At 38.1% G+C, this 12,553-nt stretch carries 9 protein-coding genes; all 9 read right to left on the bottom strand.

Annotated elements, in window-relative coordinates:
• Window positions 1–67: 67 nt before the first annotated feature.
• A complete protein-coding gene (locus tag QWY93_RS14040) occupies window positions 68–1,087 on the bottom strand; it encodes a FecR family protein (RefSeq protein ID WP_290248987.1) in 1,020 nt (339 codons plus the stop codon).
• A 36-nt stretch (window positions 1,088–1,123) separates the two neighbouring features.
• Window positions 1,124–1,774, bottom strand: a complete 651-nt coding sequence (locus QWY93_RS14035; RefSeq protein WP_290248986.1) for an RNA polymerase sigma factor — start codon at window positions 1,772–1,774, stop codon at window positions 1,124–1,126.
• A 1,019-nt stretch (window positions 1,775–2,793) separates the two neighbouring features.
• Window positions 2,794–3,846, bottom strand: a complete 1,053-nt coding sequence (locus tag QWY93_RS14030; protein WP_290248985.1) for a PKD domain-containing protein — start codon at window positions 3,844–3,846, stop codon at window positions 2,794–2,796.
• A gap of 145 nt (window positions 3,847–3,991) precedes the next feature.
• Window positions 3,992–6,160 (bottom strand): T9SS type A sorting domain-containing protein, encoded by a 2,169-nt coding sequence (locus QWY93_RS14025; protein ID WP_290248984.1) that lies wholly within the window; start codon window positions 6,158–6,160, stop codon window positions 3,992–3,994.
• Between the two features lie 35 nt (window positions 6,161–6,195).
• Entirely contained in the window at window positions 6,196–8,463 is a 2,268-nt protein-coding gene (locus QWY93_RS14020) for a rhamnogalacturonan lyase (RefSeq protein ID WP_290248983.1), read from the bottom strand.
• A gap of 664 nt (window positions 8,464–9,127) precedes the next feature.
• On the bottom strand, window positions 9,128–9,406 hold the full coding sequence (locus QWY93_RS14015) for a glycoside hydrolase family 30 beta sandwich domain-containing protein (RefSeq protein ID WP_290248982.1): 279 nt from the start codon (window positions 9,404–9,406) through the stop codon (window positions 9,128–9,130).
• Window positions 9,407–9,415: 9 nt separating this feature from the next.
• Window positions 9,416–9,556 (bottom strand): hypothetical protein, encoded by a 141-nt coding sequence (locus QWY93_RS14010; protein WP_290248981.1) that lies wholly within the window; start codon window positions 9,554–9,556, stop codon window positions 9,416–9,418.
• Window positions 9,557–10,061: 505 nt separating this feature from the next.
• Window positions 10,062–11,258 (bottom strand): DUF4998 domain-containing protein, encoded by a 1,197-nt coding sequence (locus QWY93_RS14005; protein ID WP_290248979.1) that lies wholly within the window; start codon window positions 11,256–11,258, stop codon window positions 10,062–10,064.
• A gap of 73 nt (window positions 11,259–11,331) precedes the next feature.
• Window positions 11,332–12,552, bottom strand: coding sequence for a DUF4959 domain-containing protein (locus QWY93_RS14000; protein WP_290248978.1), 1,221 nt, complete (start codon window positions 12,550–12,552; stop codon window positions 11,332–11,334).
• Window position 12,553: the final 1 nt, after the last annotated feature.

The raw sequence follows: 12,553 nt of genomic DNA, 5'->3' as shown, positions 1-12,553 counted from the left end.
CAAGGCAGAAAAGCTAGCTTTTCTGCCTTCCTTTTTAACTGGTGTTTTTGTAATTATTTTTCATCGGTTATCTTTTTTTCGGGTTAGAAATTGTTACTTTATTATTATCGATAGAATAAGAAAACTCAGAGGCGATGCTTATTCCATCCAAAACATATTCCAATGATTTGTCATGGTAAACCCCTGAATAAGACCAATTTTCCTCCAATTTTAGCTCAGAATGAACCTTGACTCCATACCATTTTTCCAACTTTTCCACTACTTCATCCAAAGTATTATTCTTAAAAATCAGGTACTGATCTTTCCAACCTGCAATTTCCAGGGGATCAAAACTAGTTTTGGAAATTGCTCCAGTTTTACTTTTAACCAACATTTCGCTGGGCAAAAGGGTAATTATTTCCCCTTTTTCATCTTCGACTGCTACTTTTCCACTGACAAGGGCAACTGATAAGTAGCCATCATTGACCAGGTTAAAAGAAGTACCCAGCACTTTTATCTGGTTTTCACCTGTTTCAATAATAAAAGGTTTTTCCTTATCCTCTTTCACTTCAAAATAGGCCTCCCCTTCCATTCTGACTCTTCTTTCCTGACCAACAAAATGCCGGGGAAACAATAACTTGCTATCAGCATTAAGATGAACTATGGTTCCGTCAGGTAATCTAAATTTAGATTTTTGACCTACAGGATTATATTTGCTCACCATTTCAACAGGTTTGACAAGGTTTTCTGGATTTTTAACTAAAAAATACTGTAAACAATAAACACTCGAAAAAACGAAAATCAGTATGGCAGCCACTTTATGCCAACCTCGCCAAAAGAATTTTCTCTCATGGGTGGCTATTTCAGGACTTTTTTCCAAAATATTCTCAAACAAATCCATATATGCCTTATCAGATAAAACATTTCTACTTTTGTAATCTACAATCATGATAACTTCACGTGCCTTCTGAATCACATTTCGCTTTTCCGGATTTTCATTCATCCACTTTAGCCAAAAATGATCCGTTTCATCCCCTGGGTGTTTGACCCATTGAATGAAGAACTCATCATTCAAAAAATCCTCTATGTCAAATTCTGTGTATTTCATTTTAGACTCCCGGTTCATTGGAACGATTTCAATTTTTCACTTCACCTCGAAAATTTCCTTTAAGTTGGTCATTGCCTTATAGATTAGGCTCCTTGCTGTCTTAACTTCCTTAAACTGCATGATTTCAGCGATTTCTTTGTAGGACAGCTCTTCTTGATATAGCAGGATTATGGCTTGTCTCTGTCTTAAAGTAAGTTGATTGAGGGCTTTTTCTAATTCTTTCTTTTTCTCTTCACTAAATTCTTCTGCAATAAGTTGAGTTTCATGAGAGGCTTCTATAAAAAAGTGGTTTTCACCATCCTCAATAGACAAAAAGGCACTTTCCGTTTTTCTCTTGCCCCTGATCAACTTAAAGAGTTCTCTATGAAAAACTGTAAATAAGTACCCTTTTATACTTTTGACATCCCCCAATCTAGATCCCCGGTTCCGAAGATCTATAAACATTTTTTGCAAACAATCCCTTACCAGTTCATCATCAGGAGTCACTTGCATTCCGTAATTGAATAGATCGCCTACATATTTCCTATAGATGTAATTGAATGCAGATTCGTCGCCATTTTTAAAGGAAGCCCAAACCTCCCTATCGGACTTTTCAGTATAAACTATCATCACCTGGCTGTGCTGCATGTACAACTGCGCCGAAGTTTTAGCATTTTCTTTGAGGTCTTTATTTTGGGTTTTTTTCATAGTCGAACTGTATGGTGCACTAGCTCTTCGTTTATAAAGAGGGGAAGTGCTATTAAAACAACCTCATGGTTTCATGTTTTTTCTTAAAATAAAATAAAAAGGTACAACGTTTTTACAGAATTAATTCAAACTGTACCTTAAAGAAAAAGAATTCTAATTCACAATCACGCAAATTATACAAATAACTGAAAACCACTTAATTACAAGGTGATATTTTTAAAAAAACAGAGGAAAACAATCGAATATCACCTGTTAACAGGTCACTTTTAAATTATATTTGGTTTATTTAACAAGCTTAAATGTTTAAAAAACCTTTTACATATTAAATATTTGGCAGGTTATCCCTAAAGGCAATTTTTTGATGATTTTTTCAAAAATAAATTGAAACCCTATTAAAAACCTGTGGAGATAAAGCATTCTTTTTCAAAAACCAAGTCCTAAGGCCGGCCAAAAAATTGATATAAAATATTGACTTCATCGGTCTTGAAAAAGGGAAAAACTAATAACCTCAGTTTGAGTTACAAAAACGTCAGGGGTATACGCAGGAGGCGGAGTGAGAATCCCTTAAAAATGAGATTGCCTGCCTTCCGGAATTCGGGCCACACACTTTTTCCCTCGCGACCTCCATTGCTAAAGGGCTACCATTGACGGGATTAGAGTTTGACAGGGTGTGCGCAGGAAGCATCTCTTTCAGTAACAAATAGAAAAAGGGATTTCTCTTTTCGTCGGAATGACAAAGCCCCGAAACCCAGTCATTCAACTCATATTATTTGAGATAGTTTAAACCTCTCGCAAAGACCTTAGCGATCTTATCACTCTACTTTTTAAATCGAATTCAGGTTATTAGAAACAGTAAATGGACGATGGTCCCTCGAACGTTGACTTCATAAACTTTTTCGACCACTTTGGGCAATCAAATCAAAAATTTTTGGTTAGTACCTGAATAATTTTCTATTGGTTATAAAAAATGGGTAGACCAAATTAGCCTACCCATTTTATAATATAATATGTTAACTGGATTACTTTTTTGCCTCCATTTGGACATCATCAAATGCAAACCAACCAGCACTGCTTGGTGCTGTAGCGGAAAACTCGATTCCCACCTTTGCTCCAACGGCTTCCGTAGTTGCCGTTGCGATAAATTCAATGTTTTGGGTTTCTCCAACGGCCATTTCAATGGCCTGTGTTCCCAACACATTCCTAACGCCGTCACCTGAGTCATAATAAATTGTAACAATAAAATCCTGGCCATTCCAAGTATTCCAAGCTGTCACATTCAATTTAAATTCTTCATCATCCATAGTAATTTCATGATCCAATAGATTGTAAACAGCAGGGTCGCTGGTTTTAATAAAACCATGATAATTTCCATCACCATCCGCTTCAACTCCTGAATCCGTAGCTTGGGTATCACTGTTCCAACCTGGAACATTACTCCAATTTCTATATTTATCGTCACCCGGAAGTGCAAAGTCTGCATTTTCAACCGTTACAGGTTCAAACACCCTTAATCTCGCAACATCCACAGTTTTAACCAATTCCACAGAGGTGGAACCTTCCTCACCAGTTACGGTTAAGGTTACAGTGTATTCTCCTTCAGCAGCATAAGTATGCTCAGGATTTTCTTCTGTAGAAGTATTTCCATCACCAAAATCCCAATGGTATTCCATTGCATTGGATGCCATTACTTTAAAATTCACCTTCAATTCATCGGCTTCATAGATAAAATCTGCAACCGGATCATTAATGATATTTACATTAACCGTTTCTACTACTTCTGCTGGTTTGGAACCATCTTCCCCGTATACCATTAATTTTACATTATACTCCCCTTCTTTCTCATAATTGTGCACTGGATCTTCTTCATTAGAGTTATATCCATCACCAAATTCCCAGAAGTAAGCACTTGCATTAGTTGCCTCCGCGTCAAATTTCACTTTAGGCCCATCACCAGGCTCAAATGTAAAACTTGCTACAGGATCATTGACATTTACATCATCTGTGTCTTCATTACATGAAGCCAAAAATCCTAGAAATAGCACTAAAGCTAATTGGGTAATTGAATTTTTCATAAGCCTTTAGTTTTAATATTTGGTTTATAGATTTATTGTTAACGTTTCAGTTTAGTTTTTTTTTTAGGTGACTTAATAGGTATGGAAAACGAGCCCAAACCAGCGGATAAATTTTTCTCATCCTAAAAATTGGGCTTTTATCTTTTTACTTTTTTATTATTTTTTCTTTGTAAAGATTTACTCCATCAAAAATATGAATCATATATACTCCACTTTTGAAGGATCTTAGGTCCAATTGGCCTTCATTGGATTTTATTTCCTTTTGAAGCATCACCTTTCCATTGACATCGATTACGATTAATTCGGCTCCTCCATTTCCAAAATAATTAACATTAAATTTCAGGATTCCATCTGTAGGGTTTGGATAGAATCCAAAGGCTTCCTCCCTAGGATTATTATCAATTGCGGTAGTCATTCCTATCCTAATTTCTCCTGTCGAGTTGAATTTGCTGGTATCCCACGCCAAGCCATCACCTGGGGTTTCCGGTGAGATACTATCAAATTCTCCCTCGATATTTGGAGAGGAAACAATTCGATAACTTCTCCCCAACTCAAATTCTGCTGATGAAGTATTCACAAGAACTAACTGGCCACTGGCAGTAAAGGAATCTGCTACAATGATCTTATCTGAAGTTGAACTTCCTCCTTTAACTTTAACATGGAATATACTTTCCTCTTCCATCATTACACTTTTTACTTCCAATGATGAACCAGTAGTATTTGGGTCCCCTGCGTATAAGGTTCCTCCACTCTTAACTTGGACCTCACCACCAATGGTACCATCTCCCCCCAGAAAAGCTCCACTTTCCACAGAAACGCTACCAGTTCCTGTCGCACTTCCCGATTGATTTTTTGCTAAAAAAGATCCATTAATTACGGAGGTAGTTCCTGTATAGGTATTAGTTCCCAACAAAGCCATTGCTCCGGTCCCTACTTTTTTAAGGCTTCCTGCTGTAAATACACCTTCAAATTCAAAATCCTCATTTCTAGCTCCTAATTCCCAGACTGCATTACCCAAGGTTCCAGTACCCGTTAAAACACCGAATTTAATCGTGCCTCCTGATAATGGCTCTACAAATATGTTCCCGTCAATATTTACAATTGCATTTGGGTAACCGTAATTATTGTTAATCCTAAATGGCACATCATCACCATTTTTGCTTTTAATATTTAGGGTTCCTGAAAATTCAGACCAGTTTCCATTAAAATCTGTTCGGACAAAAGGTATATAAGCATTAAGGATTCCAGCTCCAGTTAACGTCCCAGTATAAGCACATCGTCCGTCTAAATAGATATTACCTTCTTTACCCTCGGGAATTTGAAAATCAAAACTTGAAGTGCTGTAAGTGTAATTATTATCATAACTAAAAAAAGAACCATTTTCAATAGTTACCAACCCTCCAGGATTTGCTTCTTCATTCAACAGACGGACTTTTCCTCCTATAATTACCAATTCACTAATTGAATTAGCAGCCCCCATCACCAATTCTCCGGAACCAGATTTAGTGAGTTTTCCACCTGAAATTATTCCATTCCAATTCAATTTGTCATTGTGAATCAAGGTCCCACCGTTAGCTCCAATATTAACTGCTCTGTCCATTGTAGTTTCTGAAGTGACTGATAGCGTCCCCCCATTAATTTCAAAAAGGGAGGCATCATTAGACACCGGTCCAAGCGGACTTTTTTCGGAAAGTTTATTAGGTAAAGTTGAAACACTTAATGTTCCTTCGTTAAGGGTTAATTTACCTGAGAAAGTATTGTTATTAGATATTTTTAATTTTCCAGAGCCTGATTTAGTTAAACTAGCAGGGCCAACAATAGATCCTTCTCCTGAAAAAGTGAAATATTCCGAATTATTAACCTTAACAGAATTAGGCAAAACATCTTCTGAAATAACAATATTCTTTTCAATTGCATTATCATTGATTTCAACATCATCACCTGTAACAAATACATCTTCCACATCATTATTTAAAAAGTTTGCGGAAGTAGCTAAATCCCAAACGTTAGAATTTGATCCATTCCAAATCACTGACTTAGCATCTCGGATATCCTTTATCTCCAAAATAATGGTGCCGTCTTGAATTTTAAGGGAAGCAGGTGTACCCAAAATCCCTGTAATAGCAATATTTTCAAGATTTATTTTTATCTCCCCGGTTGCCTTTGCGATCACATAGGAACCTGGAGCTAATCGCTCTTCTTCACCCACCAAATGTGGTACCACTCGAACAGCAACGCCATCTTCAAGAATAATATCACCATCAACCTTTAATGTATCATTTTGAGATTCCGTCGAGGAATGTAAATCAAACACCAATTCCGATTTGTTTTCTACGTTTATGGAATCGGTTATATCCAGATTGCCAAACACCTGATCCCCCCCACAAAGAGACTTGAACCCTGACGCATATTAACACCTTTTCCCAATTGGCCTTTAGCCGCCAATTCAGCAAATAAATTAACTAAAACGGGACTGTTGGTAAGGTTTCCATCAAGGGCCAAGCGCCCATTCCATACCTTAGTTTCTCCACTAAAATCATGAGTGCCTTCCACCGAAAATGTTCCAGATCCTTGCTTAGTAAGGTGCATATTTCCGGAGAATTTGCCTGTGGAAGTATTTAAAGTATAATTACCTGATGAGTTAACGGTAAGATTTGATGGGGAAACCGTTTCACTTAAGTCCAAGGTTACATTTTCCCCATTTGACACATCAAATAGGACCTGGTCTCCATCTTCAAAGGTCGATACTTGTCCATCTCTTAACCAATTGGCAGATGTTTTATCCCATACACCGCCGCCATTATATACCAACCGGCCATTAGTTATCATTGGAGGAGGAGGTACCGTTATTCCTTCTCTTTCGCCCAGAAAGAAACTGGTATGGGGTGGTTGATTATATCCGCACATTTGCCAACATATTGCCTGACGATATTGATGGTCATGCATTAATGTATAAACCCTAAATGGAGTTGGATCAACTGTGGTATAAATCCTAATCTTTTTGTTATCTGTTGTTCTCCAAATAACCTCTTCTCTCCAATCCCCAAATAGATCAGCCTGGAGCGCTGGGGTACCTTTTGTCCAGTTATTCGAATTGGTTCCGGTTGCAGTAAAAATATTTCCATGCCCAGACTTTTGTATGACTCCTTCTCCGCCAGAGCCATTCCAATTATGGTCAAGCAATTCCTCTAACAAGTCCCCATCCCAGTATATTCTAAAGTTGACTGAATTGGTTTCTAAACTCACAGGAGCTTTAGTTGTTGCGGAAAATTTGGTTGTACTGCCCCAAAGTGTTGCCCCCATTACTTCATCCGAAATATTGGCAGCCATGGCCCGGCCACAGTCACGCCCCAAAACATCGTGAATTAATATTTCTCCGGTTGCACCATCATGATAAACAGTTCCATACATTGGAGAGTTTTCAAGACATCTCCAGACCTCAATTCCTTTTCGAAAGGGATCTAAATCCCCCACATGCATGGCATCGCCATGGCCCAATTCTGTGGAGTACAAACCCGAACCATCATCATCCACAGTCATTGATCCATAAACTATTTCATCTCTTCCATCTTCGTCCACATCAGCAATAGTCATATTATGGTTCCCCTGGCCACCATATCCAGGATTATCTTCTGAACTAAATTCCCATCGGAGAACCAATTCCTTATTGACCACATCATAGGTCCGCATTTCGGTTTTCGTATAAATTCCACGACCTATAAACAGACTGGGCTTTTTCCCATCCAAATAAGGCGCACCAAAAAAGAACTTATTAGCACGGTGTCCATAGCTGTCTCCCCAATCTGAAGATTTGCCTCTGGGAATAAAATCTACCCGGTCCAATTCTACTCCGGTTTCGCCATCCACCAGGGAAAGGAATTCAGGCCCTTCGTTCATATATTGCATATTGGGAGACTGGACCACTGAGTATCGGTAATTGGTCTTCCCATCGCCATCGGTATCCCCTATTTTTGTCCCGTCACCAAAAATTGTACCTTCTGATGTCCTTAAGAACACTTCAGCTTTTCCATCCTCATTAAAATCAAAAGCTGCAATATTGATCTCTACAGCTGAAGAAGACATGATATTTGGACCTACATTTATATCCCACATCAATGTCCCATCCATTTTATAAGCTTCGAAATAGGCAAATTGTGTGGCCTCCTCAGACCAATCATTAATGATACGTTTAAGGATTATCTCATACTCTCCATCTCCATCCAAATCTGCCGTTGTGGCATCATTAGGTTCATAACCATCTGGTCTTGATACCAATGGGATTTCCAGGTATTGTTCAGATAATGGCTGAACAGATTTTGATGGAGGTTCCTCTTCACCGTTTACGATGGCTTTTACGGAATAAGTGGAGGATAAGGATCCGGAATCGTCCAAATAATTGGATACCTCTAATGGCTCAGTATTTAATTTCTCCCCATTACGGTATAGATTATAGGTAACTCCGTACCACTCTTCACCCAAAATCCTCCAACTCACAAATATGCCTTCCGAAGATTGTACAGCCACCAAGCCCCTGTCCAGGGCTTCCATTTTTCTTTGTGCACTTAAAGCATTTGCCATTAATAGCAAACCAAAAAACAGTAGAATTTTTATCCTCATAGTATTTCTTTAATAATAAAATCTTCTGATTATGTGAATTTTTACTGGCAGATTGAACTAATTCCATTTCAAAGTATCAATGAAAACAGGACAACAGGTTAATTTATCCTTCTTACATCCCAAAAGGGCTCACCTGACACATCGGTACCTTAAAATGTCCAAAAACGATCATCCAACCCCTAAGCCATAGGTTTTGGCATTGGGTGATTTCAAAAATTAGTCATATCCGACCTAACTGAAATCGGTTGGAGAAACAAGCTATTATTATAGCATGTTGAATAAAAAATGCTTTGGATTAGGCAAAAGCCAAATTTTATAATAGAATTTACTGGAGTAAAACATCTTTTCATAATTGGGTTATTTTGAGGCATAATTAACCACAATCCTACCAACAAGGATAAATCGAACTAAAAAGAAGCAACAAGGTCAAAAAGAAATTAAAACAAGCTGCAACTTTTAATCCATTTGTCATCTGGCAACACCATGGATATCCAAATTTTTATCTATCAAAATCTAATGTACCCCAATAAAGCTGAAAAACTGTATGGTATTATACTGGTTATATTTACTCTTAATACCCCCTAATAATTATTCGGCAGAGGATAAAAATACCTTCCAGTTTTTGGAAACCTGGAAGGTATTATAATTAAAGAAAAATTTTGGCTTAGTTTTCCCTGGTAAAAGTATTCATGGAATTTCCTTTGACAGTCAATTCCAAAACTTTCCCTTCCACTTCTATGGTCATTTCTTTATCTTCTTGTTCGATATTGAAGACAAATAGTACCCTTTCTCCATCAGGATTGACAAAAGCCAAATGATCCTCTTCACCTGTAGGTTTCAAACGGTTGGCGCCTAGTAAATCATAATGGCTTAGATGATTCATCAGATAATACTCAGGATTATAAGTAATCTCCCCGGAAGCTTTGTCGATGGAAATCATCATATTTTGTGTCTAGACCCAGGTACTTCTTCCGGATTCATCCAGGATCATATTTCTCCAGTACATGGAACTGTTAGTCCCATTACTAAGGTATTTGTTGATAAGGGACCAGGTATATTCAGCCGACTCCCTATTATTTTTCCATTCCTCCATTCTGATGCTGTTTGCATAAATGGATATTCAGGGTATTTTTCATTTAATTTCTCAACAGCATATTTGGCTTCCCATTGGAAACCAACACCTTTGATATAAGTGGAAGCTTCTTGATTATCCAGGATAGTGCTGGCATAATTTGGGTCTCCGGAATTAACCGTATCCAGCCATATTCCTTAAGAGGGGTTGCCCAATAGTCTGCATTGGCTTTTACCTCCTCTTCGATCACCTAGGGTTCAAAACAATTTCAACTCTTCCAAGCCATGGGTGAGTCTTCAACCCAACTTTGAAATTTTAAGCATGAGAATTTTCGTCCAAAAATTAGTTGGGTTTCAATTCTACCAATAAATAGAATAAATCCAGGAATTACCCATTATCCTATGTTGGTTCCTTTTAGCATCACCTGTCCATGGCATTTTATTGGGGTAAAATAAAATGCCGGTAGGTAGAAACAAAAAAAGGCAGACAATTAACTGCCTACCCTTTTCAATTAAAACCCCAAACGTTAATTCATATAGAAATCGAATGCCCTAATGTTACAGAATTTACCAGGAGTTCCTCCTGCTTGCGAAGTAAGATATCCCAAACTTACTTGAGTTGGTTCTTCCAGGGTAAATTCAACTTTTAGTTGATCTACGGATTTTCCTCCATGTACCTGGGTATATCCTATAGCTGTATCAACCTGCTCTACATCAGGTAATTCCTCACCCGCAGCTACTACCAAATATGTTTGATCAGTATCTAAAAGATTGGTGCTTAACAAATCTGCAATTTTGAAAGTGTAGGTACCTGCTGGAAGTTCCATTACCTGATAAATTTTTCCATTGGTAATGGATGGCGCACCCCAGCCAGACTCTACATTGAATATATTTCCATTCCATTCATCCCAGCCACCATGGCCATTATGGATTTTGATGGCATCATTGGTAATCCAGTCAGCCAAAGTTCCCCATCTTCCGTCTCTAGCAGAGGCGATAAATGGGACCTGACGATTTTGTAACTGGGGCACCACAATGAATTCCTCTTGGGCATATGGTACTGCAAAAGTGTCGATGCTGGTTGGCTCCGGTTTGAAAATAGTTCTGTATTCAAATTCAGTAGATGTTGTCACCCCCTCCAGAACCGTTTGGTTTTCGGTTACAGGAGTGGTGATGGTTTTCATTTCTCCATTTACTGGTAATTTAACCTCCGTAAATTGGGCTCCCGTAGTAAGATCCATTAATGCCCAGTTAATGATCGTATTATCTGGATTAAAGGTAAAGGACTCAATCAAACGGTTATTTATTTTTCTGCGGTAGGTATCTCCGTAAGAAGTACCTACTGCATTGGATGGAACAGAAGCATTGCCCTCATCATCATAAGTGATGGCCACAAAGTTTTTCACTCCTTCATCCACTTCAAAAACCTGTTCAATGGGCAATACTCCTGAAACTTTATCAATACTATACTCAACGGAATCTGAATAGTCATTCCAGAAAATTTTGTATTTCACAATCTTTGGATCAGCATTCATTTCACCTTTGAACTTGACCCGTTCCTTTCCTGAAAATATTTTAATGGAATCAATCTTTCCAGAATATTGAATTTCACCGTCCTTGGTATATTTCTTAAACTCATCCCAGTCGGTACAGGAACCAAAGGTCCCAAGTGCCAATATGAAAAGTAGCTGGGCAATGATGCTATTTATATTTATTTTTTTCATAATTGAATATTTTTAGGATCGGCCAAAATTCAAAAAACCAAAATTTTGACCGGAAATTCCTTAACATGAATAATTACCTTGGATCTCCATAAATTTTCAGCTCATTGATACTTTGAGCGGTTCCCCCGCCCCAGTTTTCAAGACACCTGATCCTTAAATACCTCACTTTTGGAGCATCCAAATCAACTTCAAAATTAAATCCTTGTGAAGCTACCTGATCGTCTAGGGCATTATCTTCCCCATATGGACTATCAGAAGGTTTCTCCACTTCATAGGATCCTATCAAGGTCCAACTGTCATCCAGTTCCCCGCTCAGACTTGGATCAGTGGAACCATATACTTCAAACCGCTTCAATGTTGTCAAATAATACCATTGAGGTGAGGCAGTCCACCAAAATTCCGGATAAGCCCTTATCCAAATTCTGCTAAGCTTAGCTTCCTTTCCAGTATCGAAAGTGATAATATGGGGATCAGGTCCGCCAGCACTTTGATTGGTGAAACTGGTGTAGGGCCAAAGCATTCTTCCATCCCAGGCATATTCAAGTCTTGCCCCATTGGAAACTTGGGGGGCATCTCCAGGCAAAGGAAAAGCTTCAAAATTAGCAGGGTCCAATTCTGTTTCATAAATTGGTTTAACTATTTTGTTAAGGGTATCCGTAGCATTTCCCCATTTATCCATTACCAGCACCTTAAATTCATAATTCAGGGTATCCAAGCCTCTTATTTTGGATTCAACCTCATCTGCAGAAGTAAATACACTCTTTTGATTATCTACTTCAAATTCACCAAGAACATTTTCCTTTAATATCAAAATGGAGATATCTTCTTTAGTAGGATTTTCCGCAGTCAAATTATAGCCCCCAAAAGCATTGGCCATTTCCAAGCTTTCAAAAACACTCCAAATCGGTGCTTCCTGAGGTTTAATGGTTACTTTGACAGGTTCAGAAAGTAAATTATTTCTACTTACAGAATACAATTCTACCTCATGCTCCTCGGTATCGGCATACCCCTCTACAAGTAGGGAATTGTCATAAAAAGACGACTGCACCTCCATGGTTTCCCCTGAATTCAAGGTATAAACCGCTTTTACATAAAGTAAGCTTTTGTCGTTAGGAACATCATATGTCAATCTTGCCTTTCCAGGGAGATTTTCAACCTGGACATTGGATATTTGAGCAGGAATAGTGGTGTCACTTCCTGATGGTTCTTTAAAACCAAGTTCCTCTTCACAGGCAAAAACACCCATTAGGCCAAAAGCCAGCAATAAAATTTTATATATATTCAATTTTTTCATA

It is taken from the genome of Echinicola jeungdonensis (assembly GCF_030409905.1).
GTDB lineage: Bacteria > Bacteroidota > Bacteroidia > Cytophagales > Cyclobacteriaceae > Echinicola > Echinicola jeungdonensis.
The sequence above is the reverse complement of the archived record's forward strand: the minus strand, read 5'-3'. Positions and strand labels throughout refer to the sequence as shown.